Genomic DNA, 16,428 nt, shown 5'->3' on the forward strand with positions numbered 1-16,428 from the left:
GATCGGGCACGTGGCACCCGCCCCGAGAGGAGACAGGTGCGGTGGCGATTCCCCTGGTGGTCGGCATCGACGGGTCCGAAGCGAGTCTGGAGGCGGTGGACTGGGCGGCCGACGAGGCGGTCCGGCACAGCGTGCCGCTGCACCTCCTGCACGCGGCGGCCGGGGAACACGAGGCGTCCGACGTGATCGGTGCCGCCTCGGAGCGCGTCAAGGAAAGAGCGCCCACCGTCGGACTGTCGAGCGAGGTTCTGCACGAGGACGCCGCCTCCGCCCTCGTCGGCAAGGGGCGTAACGCCTTCGCGCTGGTGGTCGGGGCCAGAGGGCTCGGAGACCTCGCCGAAATGCTCCTGGGCGCGGTCAGCCTGGCCGTGGCGGCCCGGGCGGACTGCCCGGTCGTCGTGGTGCGCGGTGCCGCTGAGCACCGGGACGGCCGGTTCGGGAACATCGTCGTAGGTGTCGAGGAGGGGGAGGGCAGCGGCACGGCCTTGCAGTTCGCGTTGCGGGAGGCCCACGTGCGGAGCTGCCGGCTGACGGCGGTGCACGCCTGGAACCCGTCGTCCAGGGCTCTCACAGCACGGCCGGCTCCGTCGTGGTACGCCATGGAGGCCCATCGGCGCCCGCCGTCCCAGGTGCTCGACGACGCCCTGCGCGGCCTTTCGGCGCGGTATCGCGAGGCCCGGGTGCGCCCCACGGTGATCGAGGGTCCGGCCCGCCGAGCGCTGCTGGACGCGGCGTCGGCGGCGGACCTGCTGGTCGTCGGCGCACGCAGACGACAGGGGCACCCGGGCCTGCAGCTGGGCCTGATCAATCACGCGCTGCTGCATCACGCGCCGTGTCCCGTCGCGGTCGTACCCCAGACATGACCGACATGACGCGGACCGCGGAGACGGACCGGACGGCAACCGGTGGGTGGGCCTGGGCCGAAAGCCGGCCCGACAGGGACCTTCGGCCCTGTCCCCCCGAACCGCTGCCGTTCGACGGTGGGAGCAGGTGGTGGGGGACGTCCGGCGAGTTGCTGGAGGCCGAGTCATGAGCGCGCAAGGTTCGCCGTACGGTTCCGGTCCGCCGTCGGGGCGCGGCAATCACGGGCCCAAGGGCGCGAACTCCCTGAGACGGACGTCCGACACGTTCGAATGCTGGTTCCGCCGCATCCTGACGGCCGTTCTCGTCCTCGGGCTGCCCGCCGCCGCGATCGGCGCGGGGCTGACGGCGTACGAGGCGTCGATGCGCACCGTGCGAGCCCAGGCGGCGGAACGGCACCAGGTCACCGCCCGACTGACGACGGGCGTCAACAGTGACGACTGGGCCAAGCGACCCGCGCAGGTCCGCTGGACCGACGCCGACGGTGTCGTGCGGACGGGAGCGGCCCTTGTGAAGCCGGGGACCCCCGAGGGCGCCACCGTGCGTGTGTGGGTGACCCGGGACGGAACCGTCACCGGTCCGCCGGCGAGCACGCTCGACGCGACGACCGGTGGCTGGCTGGCGGGCGCCATGGCGGGGTTCGGCGTGGCCGCCGGGTCCTACGCGGCCTGGGCGGGCATGCGCCTGGTCCTGGACCGGAGAAGGTACGCGCGGTGGGACGCCGAGTGGGACCGGGTGGAACCCCGGTGGTCCGCGCGCTTCCACCTGTGACGGACAGAAGGCCGGCCGAAGCCCGGGAGGTGACACCGATGTCGGATGCGACGACCACCGATCTGTACGAAGTCACGATGGCCATGTCCTACCTGCGGGAGGGGACGACCGGCCCGGCGACGTTCAGCCTCTTCGTCCGCGCCCTGCCCCCTGAACGCGGCTTCCTGGTGGCGGCGGGGCTCGAGTCGGCACTGGACTACCTGGCCGGCTTTCATGTCGGCCCCGAGGACGTCGACGCCTTCGCTTCCGCGCTGCACCGGCCGCCACGGGATCTGGAGCCTCTGCTCGGCCTGACGTTCACCGGCCGGGTGCGGGCGGTACCGGAGGGGCGGATCGTGCTCGCGGGTAAGCCGCTGCTGGAGGTCACCGCACCCCTTCCGCAGGCGCAGTTGGTCGAGACGTACGTGCTCAACCAGATCAGCCACCAGACGGCGATCGCTTCGAAGGCCGCGCGCTGCGTGCTCGCCGCCGCCGGTCACCCGATCGTGGACTTCTCCCTGCGGCGCGCCCACGGTCCGCAGGCGGGGTTCCACGCCGCTCGCCTGGGGGCGATGGCCGGCTTCGCCGGGACCAGCAACGTGGCGGCGGCCACCGCGCTCGGCATACCCGCCGTCGGCACGATGGCCCACTCGTTCGTGGAGGCGTTCGCCTCGGAGGAGGACGCGTTCCGCGCCTTCGCCCGCTCCCACCCGGGCCCGGTGACCCTGCTGGTGGACACCTACGACACGGAGGAAGGCGTCCGCGTCGCGGCACGCGTCCTGCGGGACCTGGACCGCGGGCCCGGGTCCGCCGTACGGCTGGACAGCGGCGACCTCGGGGACCTGGCGGTACGGGCACGCTCGATCCTGGACGACGCGGGCCTGCCGGACGTGCGGATCATCGCCAGCGGCGGTCTCGACGAGTACGCCGTGGACGACCTCGTCCGATCCGGAGCACCGATCGACACCTACGCCGTGGGCACCCGCGTCGGTGTGTCGGCCGACGCGCCGTACCTGGACTCCGCGTACAAGCTGGTCGAGTTCGACGGCCGCCCGGTGATGAAGCTCTCGTCGGCGAAGGTGACGGCACCCGGCCACAAGCAGGTGTTCCGCCGTCCCGGCCGCGCCGATGTGATCGGTCTCGCCGACGAGCGGCACCCCGACGACGGCGTTCCGCTGCTGGAGACAGTGATGCGGAACGGGCAGCGCACCGGCCGCAGGCCCACGCTCGACGAGTGCCGTGAGAGGTTCGCCGCGGACCTGGGAGGGCTGCCCTCGGCCGCCCTCCGGATCCGGGCGCCCGTGGCGCCCCGCGCGACCACGTCCGAGCGGCTGAGCGCGCTCACCACCCACGTCCGGCGCCGCATCGAGGAGCAGGGGCCGGCCGCCTCCGCACGCGCTCGGACACCGGAACGAACCCCGTCCGGATCGCAGCGGTCCGTACCGGGGTGAGGAGGAGGAACGATGCCGCATACGTCGGAATGGAAGGTTCGTCTTCATCTGTTCGAGGACGACGAGGGAACGACGAAGGCCCGGCTGATCCTGGACACCGGCACCACAGAGCTCACCGGTCACGGTGCCGCGCACCGCCATCCGGCGGACGCGAACGTTCCGGAGATCGGCGACGAACTGGCCGCGGGCCGGGCCCTGAACGACCTGGCCCAGCAGCTGCTGAAGACCGCCGAGCGTGACATCGAGGGCATGGGCGCACCGCAACCACACGGCCGGGAGGTCACCGGGTGGCCCACGTGACCGACGGCGACACAGCGCCCCCGAGGCCGAAGTCAAGGAGGGATCAGCCATGACACATCCCGCACGACACAGCAGAGGTGGGCTTCCGGCAGCCCTGCGGGAGCTGGAGGACCTGCGTACCAGGGTGGACCAGCTCATGCACGCCGCCTTTCCCGGTGGCGGCTTCCCCGGGTTCGGCGCGGCCGAGCCATGGGCACCTCTGGCCGACATCGAGGACACCGGGGACGCCTACCTGGTCGAACTGGAGCTGCCCGGCGTGGACAAGGACCAGATCACCGTGGAGGTCGCCGAGGGCGAACTCGACGTCCACGGTGAGATCAGGGAGAAGGAACACACCGGGACGGTCCGTCGGCAGACCCGTCACATCGGCCAGTTCGACTACCGGACGATTCTGCCGCCGAACTCCGACACCGAGCACATCAGCGCGGATCTGACCAACGGAGTCCTCACGGTGAAGGTCCCCAAGACCGAGAAGGGCAAGGCTCAGCGCATCGAGATCACCGGCTGACCGGCTGACTCGGTCGACGGCCCCGCGGGAGCCGGTCGGGCAGGTTCCTGGGCTGATCGGCACCGTGCGGCCGCCCGTCGCGCGTGGCACGTTCGATACAGCACCATTCTGAGGAGAGGGCGGCGTCATGAGAGCTCACCTCGGCGACCAACTCGTCATCGAAAGCACGGCGACCGGCGCGGCCAGGCGCGACGGAGAGATCGTCGGACTCCATCACGAGGACGGAACTCCGCCCTACGACGTGCGCTGGTCGGACACGGACGAAGTGACGCTCGTGTTCCCCGGGCCCGACGCACACATCCGCCATCTCGAACACGGACAGCCCGAGACCACCCACACCCCTTCCGGCCCCGACACGGCCGAGGCGGAGACCATGCCGCCCGGGACGCCACGCTCCGGCGACCTCGGCCGACGCGTGGCCGTCGAACGCCGGAGACAGGGGCTCAGCCGCGAGGAGACGGCCCGCCGCGCCCGAATGGCCCCCAGCTATCTGGAGTACCTGGAAGAACGGCCTGCCGACCCGAATCTGGCGACCCTGATCAGGCTGGCCGACGCGCTGGGCACTACCGTCACCACGCTGCGCGGAGAAGGAATGGATCTGCCCCCCGGCCAAGGACTGGCGCTGCTGCATCCCCGGCTGCGGGACCTCGGCCCGGAGGAATGCCGCACCCTGCTCTCCACGCACGGCGTGGGGCGCGTCGCGGTGTCGGCGTCCGACGGCCGCCCGGCGGTCGTTCCGGTCAACTACGAGGTCGTCGACGACGTGATCGTCTTCCGGACCGCGCCGGACTCCACGCCCGCGGCGGCCGTCGGGACGGAGGTCGCCTTCGAGGTCGACCACTTGGACGAGGCCATGAGTCAAGGGTGGAGTGTCCTCGCCGTCGGCCCCGCGAGCGTCGTGACGGAGCCCGACGCCGTGCGCAGGCTCACCGAACACGCTCACACCACGCCATGGGCGGGCGGCGCACGCGAGATGTGGGTGTCGATCCGTCCCACACGCCTCACGGGCCGCCGCATCACCCCGGCCGACGGGTGACGGGTCGTGGCGCGGGCCACCCAGATCGGTCCCGACCCGACACCCCCCGAAGGGGGTTCTGGTGAGGCGCCCCGCACCGTCCGACGCGGGGGTGGCCGCCCTGGTGCACACCGCGGTGGCCGCCCGGTCGACGCACAACGCGCAGCCCTGGCGGTTCCGTTACCTCCGGCGCAACCGCGCCTTCGAGGTGTGGGCCGACTTCGAGCGGTCCATGCCGCTCTCCGACCCCGACACCCGCGGCCTTCATCTCGGCTCCGGTGCCGCTCGTTGGACCTCATGGCCGCCCTCGTCCACGGGGGCCGGCACCCGGAAACCCGGCTACTGCCCGACCTGACCGACCGGGCGCTCCTCGCAGGCGTGCATGGCCCGCACGATCTCCTTGAAGGGCGCGTCGCGCCCGACGGCCACCACCGGGACGGTCATCACATCGCTCACGATGTGCGGGTATCAGGCATGTCCCAGGTCCTGGAGGAGCGCGCCGGGGCGGCTGGTCCGACCGGGCGGCCGTACGTCTCCCGCATCGTCGCGACCCGGCACACCGCAACCCGGCCGACGGCCGCCCGATCAGGGCGCCGGCCCGTATGTCGCGGCGGCGCGCGGGCGGTGCGACGGTATTCACAGGGGGTCGGCAACGGGACGGAAGGCGGTGGCCCCGATGGAACTCCCGCTGGTCGTGGGCATCGACGGATCGGACTCCAGTCTGCTGGCGGTCGACTGGGCGGTCGACGAGGCGGCACGCCACGGGCTGCCGCTTCGTCTGGTCCATGCCTCGTTGTGGGAGCGTTACGAAGGAGTGCGGCCTTCGTTCGGCGCGGACCGCCCCGCCGGCGAGGTCATGGCGCAGCACATCGTCGCCTCCTGCGCCGAACGCGCCCGACTTCGCGACCCCGGGGTGAAGGTGTCGGGCGACGTCCTGGCCGCCGATGCGGTGTCCACACTGCTGCGGGCGGGGTCCGAGGCGTTCGCCCTGGTCACGGGTTTTCGTGGGCGCGGCGAGGTCCCCGGGCTGCTGCTGGGATCGGTCAGCCTCACGGTGGCGGCTCGTGCCATGTGCCCGGTCGTCGTCGTCCGTGGCGCGGAGCGCAACCTTCGGGGGTCCTTCGGCCGGGTCGTGGTGGGAGTCGGTGACTCGACCGGGGGCACGGGCGCCGTACGGTTCGCCGCCCGCGAGGCCGAGACACGGGGCTGCGGCCTGACCGCCGTACGGGCTTGGCGCGCTTCGGTTCACGAGCCGGGCTCCCCTCCCGCGGGGTCCGTCCCGGGGGCTCCCCCTCTCTCGGCCGACGCCGCCGGGGTGCCTGAGGAGCAGGCCGCGGCCGACCTCGACAACGCACTGCGCGAGGCCGTACGGGAACATCCCCAGGTCGATGTCGGTCGCCACACGGTCGAGGGCCCCGCCCACCGTGTCCTGCTGGAGGCGTCGGCAGATGCCGACCTGATCGTCGTCGGGGCTCTGCGCCGACACGGTCACTTCGGTCTGCAACTCGGCAGCGTCGCCCACGCGCTGCTGCACCACTCCCTGTGCCCCGTCGCCGTCGTCCCTCATCGGGTCTGAGGTTCGCCGTGCGGGCCCGGCTCCCACAGCTTCCGAACTGCGCGCCGAGGAAGCGTGGGGCCCGTGGTTCTCCCCCCGTCCGCACACCCTCCTGGACCACCGGCACGCCACTGGGGGGGTGCGCACACGGCGCCTGAGCGGGCGGCTGGAGATCGGCGTACCCGACTCGGAGGAGTCGCCCCTCCGCGTGGTGCCGGCGGACCGGGCCGTGAGGGTGGCGCCCGGGGAGACCTGCACGCTCGTTCTCCAGGCGGAGGATGCGGGCGGATGAGCGTGGCGTGCCCGCGTCCGCACCCTCACGCACCGCTCACGGCCTAGGCTTCGAAGTCGGGATTCCGTTTCATGCCGAAGGGCCGTGGGTGACACGGATGAAGTGGTTGGTCTCGATGGTCGGCGCCGGGCTCGTCATGATCACCCTGCGGGACCTGTTCCACACGCTCTGGCACCCCACACGCCACGGCGGCCTGAGTCGGCTCGTCATGACGGCACTGTGGCGACTCGCCCGGCGCTTCCGTGCTCCCGGCCGCGTGGTCGGGCTCGTCGGGCCGCTCGCCATGGTCACGGTGGTGGGTATGTGGGCCGTCACCGTCGTCCTGGGCTGGGCGATCTTCTACTGGCCCCACATGCCCGCGGCGTTCACCTTCTCCCCCGGTTCCAAGGCGGCGCAGGAGCCGGCGCTGCTCGACTCCGTGTACCTGTCGCTCGTCACGGTGGCCACCCTGGGGCTGGGTGACATCGCACCCGCCGAGGGCTGGCTCCGTCTGGTCTCACCGCTCGAAGCCCTCATCGGTTTCGCCCTCCTGACGGCCACGGTCTCCTGGGTGCTGGAGATCTATCCGGCGCTGTCCCGCAGGAGGGTCCTGGCCATCCGACTGGCTCTGCTGCGCGACGCGGATCCGACGACACGGCAGCTCGACTGCACCGCGGGGGCGCTGCTGCTGGACAGCCTGGCCACCGACGTCGCACGCGTCCGTATCGACTTCACCCAGTACGCCGAGGCGTACTACTTCCATGACGGGGAGGACCACTCGTCGCTGGCGGCCATGGTCGGTTACGCCGTGGTCCTCGCCCAGCGCGGGCAGGCGGCGGGACGGCCGGAGGTGCTACTGGCGGGTGCCCTGCTCGCCGGCGCGTTGAACGACCTCGCCGCCATCCTCGACCAGCGATTTCTCCGTACGGGCGGCCCGCCGGCGGAAGTGTTCGCCGCATACGCCGCCGACCACGGCCGCCTCGGCGCTCAGCCCTGAGCGGGCTGGGGTGGCATCCGAGAAGCGGGAACCGTCCTTCGGGGCGGCCGTTCACCGGACGGGAGCGGTTGATGGCACCCAGCACGCAGAGCCGTTTCCGGGCGCGCCTCCGCGACGGCCGCGAACAGGCGCGGTGAGGGCCACAGGCCCGCTGCCGAGGCGGACCGACGCTGGGGCGCGGCTCCCGCGACAGGTCTGTCTTCGGACGAGGCGGCACGGCGTCCGACGCGCCACGGGCCCGACACCTGCTCACACACGGCCTGCCCGGTTCGCTCTCGGCTCGGAACCCATCGCCCCGGACACGACGCGCCGGGCCCGGGAGACCGGGCGCCCCTGGCAGTCCATGACCTTCCTGGTGCTCGGGGCGTCCCAGCTCGGCGTGGCACTCGGCTCCCGGGCTCGCCCCGGGCAGCCCGGGCAGCGTGGGCCGAGCCTCCAGGCAGCCGGCGTCTGCCTGCCGCCCCTCCAGGACCTGCTGGGTACGGAGCCTCTGTCTCCCACCGATCCGGTGATCGCCTGTGCGCTGTCCGGTCTCGGCCATGTCGTCATGCGGCTCCAGACGCGGCTGAGACCGGAACGTCCGCCGCGTGGGAGCCCACCGTCGGCCCGGTACGTCGAGCGCACCGCCACGCGGTGACGTGGACCGCCTGTTCCCCGGTATGCGCACGGGAGGTGAGAAGCCGACACTGGTCCTGAGGACGAGACCAGGCGGGGCGGGCCAGGCTCCACAGGCTCCTCCCGCGCCGACAGCGACGCCGGAAGGACACGACCATGACGACGGCCGGGGAGATCATGCACGCCGGTGCCACCTGCGTACAGGAAAACGAAACGCTTCAGGACGCGGCGCGCAGGATGAAGGAACTGAACGTGGGAGCCCTCCCGATCTGCGGGCCGGACGACCGGCTCCACGGGATCATCACGGACCGCGACATCGTGGTGAAGTGTCTAGCCAAGGGCAAGGACCCCAGGACCATGACCGCCGACCAGCTGGCGCAGGGCAAGCCGGTCACGATCGATGCCAAGGCCGACGCCGGCCAGGTCCTGCACACCATGGAGGAGCACAGGATCCGCCGGCTGCCGGTGATCGACAACCATCGCCTCGTCGGCATGATCAGCGAGGCGGACCTCGCACGCCACCTTCCCGAGGACCAGGTGGGCCACTTCGTCGAGGTGGTCTGCGCGGCCTCCTGACCGACCTGTCGTCCACCGACCGGCGGTCTATGTGGCCGGAGATGTCATCCCGAGTCAGCCGCGACCGGTCCGACGGCGGGTTGTTCGCAGCCGGCGTCGGTGAGGTGAGGTGACGACGGAGGCCCGGCGGTCGGCGTGCCGGTCCACGGACCTCTCCCGGCTCATGCGGCCCCTGCCGTCTCCACAGGCAGCTCGGCCAGACGCCACTCCAGCATCCCGTCGGTGAGCCGCACCGCTTGGCGGCCACGCTCGCGCAGCAGCCGTACGGCGTCGTACGCCAGGACGCAGTATGCGCCCCGGCAGTAGGCCACCACCTCGGTCCCCTCGGGCAACTCGACGATGCGGTCGGCGAGTTGCCCGACCGGGATGGACAGCGCGCCGGGGATGTGGCCGGCTGCGTACTCCTCGGCCGGCCGCACGTCGACGACGACGATCTCTCCCGCCGCCGCGCGGGCGAGCAGTTCTTCCCTGTCGACCTCCCGCGCCCCGTCGGTGCCGAGGTAGGCGCTGCGGGCGGGCTCGACGGCTGGTTGATGGGTCCGGGCCACCTGGCGCAGCAGTGCGTACAAGGCGGCCACGTCGTCTCCGGCCAGCCGGTAGTGAATGCGGACGCCGTCGCGCCGGGTGGCCACCAGGCCGGCCTGTCTGAGGGTCTGCAGATGCGCCGAGGCGGTGGTCAGGTTCAGCCCGGCGGCCTTGGCGAGGGCGTCGACCGTGCGTTCGCCCTGGGCCAGCAGATCGAGCAGTTCCAGTCGTTTTCCGCTGCTCAGAGCCTTGCCGGTGCGGGCGAAGGCGTCGTACAGCTCGGCCTTGCGCACTGGGTCTCCCATGGCATCCTCCATAAATCCATGGAATAGTATAGCAAGGGCGTTCGCTGGAGCGCCCCCAGGCCCTGCCGTGGCACCTGGAGGGACTCATGGGCTTCGCCGACGATCACCTCATACCGCTGGTCGACACGGGCCTGGGCAACAGCGCCTACCTCGTCGACCTCGGCGACGGCCGCGCCCTCGCCGTGGACGCGAGCCGGGACCTGCGTGGCCTTCGCACCGCCGCCGAGCGTCGCGGGCTGACCGTCGCCTTCGCCGCCGACACGCACCTGCACGCCGACTTCCTGACCGGCGCGCTGCAGCTCGCCGCCGACGACGGGGCGTCGGTGCTGGCCCCCGCCGCCGGACGGCGCGCGTACAGCCATCGGGGTCTCGATGACGGCGACGAGGTGGACCTGGGCGGTCTGACCTTGCGAGCGCTGGCCACCCCGGGCCACACCGACGAGCACGTCTCCTTCCTTCTCCTGGACGGCCCCCGGGAGCTGGGGGTCTTCACCGGCGGCTCGCTGATCGTGGGCTCGGCCGCCCGTACCGACCTTCAGGGTGTCGAGCGCACCGAGGAACTGGCCCGCGCCCAGTACCGGTCGCTGCGCCGCCTGGCCCGTCTGCCGGACGCGACCGCGGTGTGGCCCACCCACGGCGCCGGTTCCTTCTGCTCCGCCCCGCCCGGCGCCGAGCGCACGACCACCATGGGCGCCCAGAAGCAGGCCAACGCCCTGCTCGCCGCACCGGACGAGGACACCTTCGTACGCGAACTGCTGGGAAGCCTCGGCACGTATCCCGCGTACTTCGACCGCCTGGCCGGCATCAACCGACGCGGGCCCGCGGTCGTCACCGGCGTCCCCGCCCTCGCCCCGCTCACCGTGGCCGAAGTACGCGCGCACGTCGGCGCGGGCGCGTGGATCGTCGACGTACGTCCGGTGCCGGACTTCGCCGCCGGACACATCGCCGGCGCGGTCTCCATCCCGCTGCGCGCCCAGTTCGCCACCTGGCTCGGCTGGCTGCTGCCCGCGGACGCTCCGCTCGTCTTCGTCACCGCGCCCGTCCAGGATCTCGGCGAACTCGCCTGGCAGTGCCTGAAGATCGGCTACGAGCGGCTGGCCGGCCACCTGACCATGGCCGCGTGGACGGCCGACGGTGGGGAACAGCAGACCGTCGAACTCCTCACCGCCGACCGCGTCACCGGCCGCCCCGTCCTCGACGTCCGGCAGCGGGCCGAACGGGTCACCGGGCACATCCCCGGCGCGGTCGGCATCGAACTCGGCGAACTCGCCGCTCGTACCGACTCCGTGCCGTCAGGCGCCGTCGTGCACTGCGGGCACGGCGAACGGGCGATGACGGCGGCCAGTCTCCTTCAGCGCGCCGGACACCACGGCCTCGCCGTCCTCGACGGCGGCCCCGCCGACTGGGCGCAGGCCACCGGGCGTCCGCTCCAGGAGGGTGTGTGACCTCCCCCAAGTCCTCGGCTCCGCTCGAACAGGAGGGGCCCGCATCGACGGCCTTCCCCGGCATACGGCTGGGGCTGCGCGCCAACCTCGCCCAGTTCACCCTGCTCGTCCTCGTCAACGCCCTGGTCGGCGGCATGCTCGGCCAGGAACGCACCGTTCTGCCGCTGCTCGCCGACGACGTCTTCCACCTGTCCGCCTACACGGCCGCCCTCACGTACATCCTGGCCTTCGGCACCACCAAGGCGATCACCAACTTCTTCGCCGGCACCTGGTCGGACCGCTACGGCCGCAAACCGGTCCTCATCGCCGGTTGGCTGATCGCCCTGCCCGTACCCGCGATGCTCGCCTGGGGCCCGTCGTGGGGCTGGATCATCGCCGCCAACGTCCTGCTCGGCGTCAACCAGGGCCTGACCTGGTCCACCACCGTCATCATGAAGATCGACCTGGTCGGCCCGGAACGCCGCGGCCTGGCCATGGGCTTCAACGAGGCCGCCGGCTACGGCGCCGTGGCCGTCACCGCCATGGCCACGGGCACGATCGCCCAGCACGCCGGGCTGCGCCCTGAGCCGTTCCTGCTCGGCGCCGCCTACCTCGTACTGGCCCTGGGTCTGTCCGTCTTCGCCGTCCGAGAGACCCGCGAGCATGCCCGCGCCGAGGCCGCGCTTCACCCCGTACGAACCACCACGGACATGTCCACGGCGCAGATCGCGCGTCACACCAGCTTCACCGACAAGGCCCTGTCCGCCGCCAGCCAGGCCGGCCTGGTCAACAACCTCAACGACGCCCTCGCCTGGGGCGTCTTCCCCCTGCTGTTCGCCGCGCACGGCCTGTCCGTCGCCGAGATCGGCGTCCTCGCCGCCCTCTACCCGGCCGTGTGGGGCGCGGGCCAGATGCTCACCGGCTGGTGGTCCGACCACATCGGCCGCAAGCACCTGATCACCGTCGGAATGCTGACGCAGGCCGCCGCGATCGGCGTGGCCGCCGTCGGCAGCACCTTCGCCGTCTGGGCCTGCGCCCAGATCCTCCTCGGCCTCGGCACCGCGCTGGTGTATCCCACCCTGCTCGCCGTCATCGGCGACGTCGCCCACCCCGCCTGGCGCGCCCGCGCGGTCGGCGTCTACCGGCTTTGGCGCGACGGCGGCTTCGCCGCCGGCGCCCTCCTCGTCGGCATACTCGCCGACGCCTACGGCATCACCACCGCGATCTGGGCCGTCGCCGGGCTCACCGCGGCCTCCGGTCTCCTGGTCGCGGCCCGAATGTACGAGACGCACCCCCGCCCCGCTCCTCATCAAGGCACCTGACCGCACGGTGGCCTGCCGCACCACGAGGTGACGGTCGGGAAGGTGCCCGCAAAGCGACGGCCTCCTCGATGTTCAGACGAAGGACAGGATGCAAGAATGCGGCCCTTGAACGCAGAGTGCACGGGCTCACAGTGAACTACGAGCGACGTGGGAGCCGGGGTAGCCATGGCAGTGGTCATGTGTCCGTTGTGCAGCGACGACGAGGACATCGAGTCGGTGCGCACCCTCGCAGGCGGACGACGAATCGTCAAACACCGGTGCGGCTTCGAGTGGGAGCATCGCGAGGCCGTCACCCCGACGAGGAAACCCTCCTCCTCCTTCAACGACCTCAAGGCCCGTTTCCCGAAGCCTGAAGACGTCGAGCCCGAGTGGCGGGAACGGGCAACCCGGCTCAAGGAGCAGTACCTCGCCACGAAACCGGGCTTCGACCCCGAGGTGGCGGCCTACTGGGCGAAGTACCGGCAGATCTTCTCTCCCGACGGACTGCGGACGAGCGACCCGAGGCTCCTCAAGGACTTCGCCAACTCCGACATCGGAGCCCACCCGGGCAACCAGGCCACGTTCAACTCCGCGTGGAACGCCATGGGTGACACCGAGGCCGGGGAGGCGACCGGCAAGACGATCGAGTACCTCCTGTACGGGCCCGCCGACGTACCGGTCGAGGACCGGCTGCAGCAACTCCTGAGCGGCGCCAAGCCGTTCGCCATGACCGGCTTCAAGGAAGCACTCCTCACGAGGGTTCTCTGTGTGATGGAGCCCGAGCGGTTCCTGTCGATCCTCAAGTACACGACAGAGGCGGGCGGCAAGCGTGAGATCGCGCGGACGGTCTACGGCCTGGAACTGCCGGCGCCCGAGTCGGTGAACTGGACCCTCGGCCGGCTCATCCTCTGGAGCAACGATCTCTTGCGTTCCCTCGTCGGTGAGGGTTTCGCCAACCAGCAGCACTCCGCCGCGTTCCTGTGGTGGGCCAAGGACCGGCCCGGCGGGCCGCAGTGAGCGGGGCGCCGTCGGAGAGTCGGACACGTGGGGCGCCATCAGGGCGTCGATACGGGTCCTGATCTCGTCACGGATCAGGCGCACGGTCTGCCCCCCCCCCTTGCCCGCCGAAGTCCCTCCAGTGCCCGTCAGCCCGACATCGGCCGCGAGCGGGCCTGTCATCGCTTCCCCGGGATGAAGGGCGTTCGGCGCCGTCTCGTACTCGGACCGGTCCTGTCCGGGCCGGGCAGGGCAGGGCCGGACCGGACCGGGCCGGGCAGGGCAGGGCCGGACCGGACCGGGCCGGGCAGGGCAGGGCCGGACCGGACCGGGCCGGTCGGCCTTGGTCGGGGCCGATCGGCCCATGCGGGGGCCGCGTGCCGGGCGGAGAGTGGGAGGGGGAACGGACGGAAGACACGGAACACAAGGAGGCGGGACCATGTGGCACCGGATGGTGAGCGACCTCATGACCACATCGGTCGTACAGGTACGCCGGGACACCGGCTTCAAGGAGATCACCAAACTGCTCGCCGAGAACGGCATCACCGCCGTACCGGTCGTGGACGACGACGAGCGCCCCGTGGGTGTCGTCTCAGAGGCAGACCTACTGCGCAAGGAGGCCGCGCAGCTGGACCCGGCCGGCCTGCTGCCGGTCCTGCGCCCAAGGCCCGCCGCCCGTGCGAAGGCGGAGGCGGCAACGGCCGAGGGCCTCATGAACAGCCCCGTCGTGACCGCCAGGCAGCAGTGGACGGCCGTCGAAGCCGCCCAGGTCATGGAGCGCCACCACGTGAAGCGGCTGCCGGTGGTCGACGAGGCCGGAACGCTGGTCGGCATCATCAGCCGGGCCGACCTGCTCCGCGTCTTCCTGCGCGGGGACAGCGCCATCCGGGAGGAGATCTCCGGAGACGTGCTCCTGCGCACGCTCGGAATCACGCCCGGCGCGATCACCGTGCGGGTCGTCGACGGGCGGGTCTCGCTGAAGGGCACCGTCGAGCGCAAGTCCCTCGTCCCGGTCGTCGTACGCCTGTGCCAGGGCGTGGACGGAGTGGTCGATGTCTCCGCCGAACTGCGCCACCGGGTCGACGACACCTCCGAGGCACCGGAAACCGGCGCTTCGCGCAGCGCCGGACTGGCGACGTGAGCGGGATGGGCTGCCCATCCCCCACCACATCGTCATCGGCTTCCTCCTCGGCTGGTGGGACGGCGGTCCGGTGGCCCGCGCTCATGCTCATCGCCGCCTCCGCCGCCCGGATGCCGAAGGGGTGTCACGAGCCGGGATGCGGTCTCGTCGGGCCGCCGTCACGATGAAGACATGGTTCCCGTCGGTCCTGCCGACCGTTTCGACGCGTTCCGGGCCCTGGCCGGCCGTCATGGGCGGGCCGGAGGAACGCTGATCAAGTCGTTGGCCGAGGCCAGGGCCGGAACCTCGGACGGCCCGGGCCTCTGGGCGCCGGCCACGGCGGCCCGCGCCGGACTACCCGGTGCCGCCCGCGCTCGGACCGGCCAGCTACTACGCCGACCTCGCGGCCCCGCGCGGCCGCCGCCACGTCCGGGTGTGCTCCGCGACGGCGTGCTTCGCGGCGCAGGCCGGACGCCACCTCGTCGACGTGGAGAACGAGCTGGGAGTCGCGCCCGGCACGGCCTCGCCGGACGGTGACGTCTCGGTGCAGGCGGTCCGCTGTCTCGGCTACTGCTACTCAGGGCCCGCGGCGCTCGACGGCGACATACCGTGCACAGGTCCCCGCCTCGCCGCTCAACTCGCGGGGCGGGAGCCGCCCAGGGCGCCGACGATCCCCGCCGGCGACGACACCGGCGACCCGGTCCTGCTGAGCGGTGTTCTGGCAGGTAGTCCTCGTGGCAGGTCTGGCCGGAGACGGTGACGGCGGGCTCTGCTGAGGACGTCCACCGGGAAGTGGCGGTGTCGGGGCTGCGGGGGCGCGGGGGCGCGGGGGCGCGGGATTCCGGGTCGCGGCGAAGTGGGAGGCGGTCGGCCGCGCGCCCGACACCGTGGTGATCGCCGACGGCGACTAGGGTGATCCGGGGTCGTACGCCGACAGGTTGCTCATGGAGGCCGACCCGGGGCGGGTGCTGGAGGGGCTGGCCCTGGCCTGCTTCGCCTGCCGCGCCCGCCTGGGCGTGGTGCTGGTGCGCTCCGAATACCCGGCCGCTCTGGCGCGGATGCGCGAAGCAGTGCGTCAGGCGTACGCCGAGGGCCATCTCGGCCCGTCGATGCACGGTACGGCCACCTGCCTGGACATTCAGGTCGTCGAAGGCGCCGGCTCCTACGTCGCCGGTGAGGAGACGGCGCTCATCGCGGGGTTGGAGGGCGGTCGCGGCTGCGCCCGCTCCCGCCCTCCGTATCCGACCGAGCGTGGCCTGTGGGACGCGCCGACCGTGGTCAACAACGTCGAGACCCTGGCGGCCGTCCCGTGGATCGTCCGGCGCGGCGGCGCTGCGTATGTCCGGCGCGGCACGCCCGCCGAGACGGGAACCAAGCTGGTCCGCCTCTCCGAACGGTTCGCCCGGCCGGGTTGCCACGAGGTCGAGATCGGCACACCGGTACGGCGGATCGTCACCGAACTCGGCGGTGGTCTCAAGGACGGGGCCGAGCTGGCCGCGCTCCAGGTCGGCGGGCCGCTGGGCGGCTTCCTCGCCCCGGACGCACTGGACGTTCTTCGTCGGAGGACGGGCTGTCGCCCCGGGGGGCCTCCCTCGGTCATGCCGGTCTGGTCGCCTTCGACCGGCGCGTGGCTCCGGAGGAGGTGGTGCGGCACGTGTGGGAGTTCGCCGCGGCCGAGAGCTGCGGTGCGTGCTCTCCGTGCCGGGTCGGCTCACGCCGCGGCCTGGAGTGGGCGTGCGGGGGGGGGGGGGGGGGGGGGGGGGGGGGACAGCTGTCCCGTGTTCTTGTCCCGGCGAGCCCGTGGGGCTTTCGGCGGCGGATCCCCCCCCGCCCCCCCCACCTCTCCCGCCCCCCCCAG

At 72.2% G+C, this 16,428-nt stretch carries 18 protein-coding genes and 1 pseudogene; 18 read left to right on the forward strand and 1 reads right to left on the reverse strand.

Annotation, left to right across the window (positions count from 1 at the left end; genetic code table 11):
* The first annotated feature begins 41 nt into the window (after positions 1 to 41).
* The 11 genes from ACZ6D7_RS41500 (at position 42) to ACZ6D7_RS41550 (ending at position 8,899) form a co-directional block, all read left to right on the forward strand.
* A complete protein-coding gene (locus ACZ6D7_RS41500) occupies positions 42 to 863 on the forward strand; it encodes a universal stress protein (RefSeq protein WP_469502501.1) in 822 nt (273 codons plus the stop codon).
* A 166-nt stretch (positions 864 to 1,029) separates the two neighbouring features.
* Positions 1,030 to 1,632: an Rv1733c family protein gene (locus ACZ6D7_RS41505; RefSeq protein WP_469502503.1), complete on the forward strand. Its 603-nt coding sequence runs from the start codon at positions 1,030 to 1,032 to the stop codon at positions 1,630 to 1,632.
* A 38-nt stretch (positions 1,633 to 1,670) separates the two neighbouring features.
* Positions 1,671 to 3,062: a nicotinate phosphoribosyltransferase gene (locus ACZ6D7_RS41510; protein ID WP_469502507.1), complete on the forward strand. Its 1,392-nt coding sequence runs from the start codon at positions 1,671 to 1,673 to the stop codon at positions 3,060 to 3,062.
* A 12-nt stretch (positions 3,063 to 3,074) separates the two neighbouring features.
* The gene (locus tag ACZ6D7_RS41515) at positions 3,075 to 3,362 is read left to right on the forward strand and encodes a DUF1876 domain-containing protein (protein ID WP_469502509.1); all 288 of its coding nucleotides are present in this window, start codon (positions 3,075 to 3,077) and stop codon (positions 3,360 to 3,362) included.
* A gap of 49 nt (positions 3,363 to 3,411) precedes the next feature.
* A complete protein-coding gene (locus tag ACZ6D7_RS41520; RefSeq protein ID WP_469502511.1) occupies positions 3,412 to 3,870 on the forward strand; it encodes an Hsp20/alpha crystallin family protein in 459 nt (152 codons plus the stop codon).
* Between the two features lie 127 nt (positions 3,871 to 3,997).
* The gene (locus ACZ6D7_RS41525; RefSeq protein WP_469502514.1) at positions 3,998 to 4,906 is read left to right on the forward strand and encodes a DUF1918 domain-containing protein; all 909 of its coding nucleotides are present in this window, start codon (positions 3,998 to 4,000) and stop codon (positions 4,904 to 4,906) included.
* Between the two features lie 61 nt (positions 4,907 to 4,967).
* Positions 4,968 to 5,240: a hypothetical protein gene (locus ACZ6D7_RS41530; protein WP_469502516.1), complete on the forward strand. Its 273-nt coding sequence runs from the start codon at positions 4,968 to 4,970 to the stop codon at positions 5,238 to 5,240.
* 321 nt (positions 5,241 to 5,561) lie between these two features.
* Positions 5,562 to 6,461, forward strand: a complete 900-nt coding sequence (locus ACZ6D7_RS41535) for a universal stress protein (protein ID WP_469502519.1) — start codon at positions 5,562 to 5,564, stop codon at positions 6,459 to 6,461.
* A 368-nt stretch (positions 6,462 to 6,829) separates the two neighbouring features.
* The gene (locus ACZ6D7_RS41540) at positions 6,830 to 7,708 is read left to right on the forward strand and encodes a potassium channel family protein (RefSeq protein WP_469502522.1); all 879 of its coding nucleotides are present in this window, start codon (positions 6,830 to 6,832) and stop codon (positions 7,706 to 7,708) included.
* 343 nt (positions 7,709 to 8,051) lie between these two features.
* On the forward strand, positions 8,052 to 8,345 hold the full coding sequence (locus ACZ6D7_RS41545; protein WP_469502525.1) for a hypothetical protein: 294 nt from the start codon (positions 8,052 to 8,054) through the stop codon (positions 8,343 to 8,345).
* 134 nt (positions 8,346 to 8,479) lie between these two features.
* A complete protein-coding gene (locus tag ACZ6D7_RS41550) occupies positions 8,480 to 8,899 on the forward strand; it encodes a CBS domain-containing protein (RefSeq protein WP_469502527.1) in 420 nt (139 codons plus the stop codon).
* Positions 8,900 to 9,060: 161 nt separating this feature from the next.
* On the opposite strand, the gene ACZ6D7_RS41555 is transcribed toward ACZ6D7_RS41550, so the two are convergent.
* Positions 9,061 to 9,729, reverse strand: coding sequence for an ArsR/SmtB family transcription factor (locus ACZ6D7_RS41555; protein WP_469502530.1), 669 nt, complete (start codon positions 9,727 to 9,729; stop codon positions 9,061 to 9,063).
* 86 nt (positions 9,730 to 9,815) lie between these two features.
* On the opposite strand from ACZ6D7_RS41555, the gene ACZ6D7_RS41560 reads away from it, so the two are divergent.
* The 7 genes and pseudogenes from ACZ6D7_RS41560 to ACZ6D7_RS41590 form a co-directional block, all read left to right on the forward strand.
* The gene (locus ACZ6D7_RS41560; RefSeq protein WP_469502532.1) at positions 9,816 to 11,174 is read left to right on the forward strand and encodes an MBL fold metallo-hydrolase; all 1,359 of its coding nucleotides are present in this window, start codon (positions 9,816 to 9,818) and stop codon (positions 11,172 to 11,174) included.
* Entirely contained in the window at positions 11,171 to 12,475 is a 1,305-nt protein-coding gene (locus tag ACZ6D7_RS41565) for an MFS transporter (RefSeq protein WP_469502534.1), read from the forward strand. The genes ACZ6D7_RS41560 and ACZ6D7_RS41565 overlap by 4 nt, the downstream gene beginning before the upstream one ends.
* Before the next feature lie 165 nt (positions 12,476 to 12,640).
* Complete coding sequence (locus ACZ6D7_RS41570; protein WP_469502536.1) at positions 12,641 to 13,471, forward strand: hypothetical protein; 831 nt, start codon at positions 12,641 to 12,643, stop codon at positions 13,469 to 13,471.
* 418 nt (positions 13,472 to 13,889) lie between these two features.
* Positions 13,890 to 14,591 carry a CBS domain-containing protein gene (locus tag ACZ6D7_RS41575; protein ID WP_469502538.1) on the forward strand — a complete coding sequence of 234 codons (702 nt, stop codon included), beginning with the start codon at positions 13,890 to 13,892 and terminating at the stop codon, positions 14,589 to 14,591.
* Positions 14,592 to 14,931: 340 nt separating this feature from the next.
* Positions 14,932 to 15,330 carry an NADH-quinone oxidoreductase subunit NuoE family protein gene (locus ACZ6D7_RS41580; RefSeq protein ID WP_469502541.1) on the forward strand — a complete coding sequence of 133 codons (399 nt, stop codon included), beginning with the start codon at positions 14,932 to 14,934 and terminating at the stop codon, positions 15,328 to 15,330.
* Positions 15,331 to 15,514: 184 nt separating this feature from the next.
* A pseudogene (locus ACZ6D7_RS41585) lies at positions 15,515 to 15,820 on the forward strand (protein disulfide oxidoreductase); the annotation flags it as partial.
* A gap of 404 nt (positions 15,821 to 16,224) precedes the next feature.
* Positions 16,225 to 16,428, forward strand: a 204-nt coding sequence (locus ACZ6D7_RS41590) for an NADH-ubiquinone oxidoreductase-F iron-sulfur binding region domain-containing protein (RefSeq protein ID WP_469502614.1), incomplete at its 3' end; no start/stop codon positions are given.

The organism is Streptomyces sp. NPDC041784, assembly GCF_055591025.1.

What these genes read in the sequence shown, in the direction of transcription:
- ACZ6D7_RS41505 (WP_469502503.1), top strand. Translation starts at nt 1,030, where the DNA reads ATGAGCGCGCAAGGTTCGCCGTACGGTTCCGGTCCGCCGTCGGGGCGC.
- ACZ6D7_RS41510 (WP_469502507.1), top strand. Translation starts at nt 1,671, where the DNA reads ATGTCGGATGCGACGACCACCGATCTGTACGAAGTCACGATGGCCATG.
- ACZ6D7_RS41515 (WP_469502509.1), top strand. Translation starts at nt 3,075, where the DNA reads ATGCCGCATACGTCGGAATGGAAGGTTCGTCTTCATCTGTTCGAGGAC.
- ACZ6D7_RS41520 (WP_469502511.1), top strand. Translation starts at nt 3,412, where the DNA reads ATGACACATCCCGCACGACACAGCAGAGGTGGGCTTCCGGCAGCCCTG.
- ACZ6D7_RS41525 (WP_469502514.1), top strand. Translation starts at nt 3,998, where the DNA reads ATGAGAGCTCACCTCGGCGACCAACTCGTCATCGAAAGCACGGCGACC.
- ACZ6D7_RS41535 (WP_469502519.1), top strand. Translation starts at nt 5,562, where the DNA reads ATGGAACTCCCGCTGGTCGTGGGCATCGACGGATCGGACTCCAGTCTG.
- ACZ6D7_RS41540 (WP_469502522.1), top strand. Translation starts at nt 6,830, where the DNA reads ATGAAGTGGTTGGTCTCGATGGTCGGCGCCGGGCTCGTCATGATCACC.
- ACZ6D7_RS41545 (WP_469502525.1), top strand. Translation starts at nt 8,052, where the DNA reads ATGACCTTCCTGGTGCTCGGGGCGTCCCAGCTCGGCGTGGCACTCGGC.
- ACZ6D7_RS41550 (WP_469502527.1), top strand. Translation starts at nt 8,480, where the DNA reads ATGACGACGGCCGGGGAGATCATGCACGCCGGTGCCACCTGCGTACAG.
- ACZ6D7_RS41555 (WP_469502530.1), bottom strand. Translation starts at nt 9,729, where the DNA reads ATGGGAGACCCAGTGCGCAAGGCCGAGCTGTACGACGCCTTCGCCCGC.
- ACZ6D7_RS41560 (WP_469502532.1), top strand. Translation starts at nt 9,816, where the DNA reads ATGGGCTTCGCCGACGATCACCTCATACCGCTGGTCGACACGGGCCTG.
- ACZ6D7_RS41570 (WP_469502536.1), top strand. Translation starts at nt 12,641, where the DNA reads ATGGCAGTGGTCATGTGTCCGTTGTGCAGCGACGACGAGGACATCGAG.
- ACZ6D7_RS41575 (WP_469502538.1), top strand. Translation starts at nt 13,890, where the DNA reads ATGTGGCACCGGATGGTGAGCGACCTCATGACCACATCGGTCGTACAG.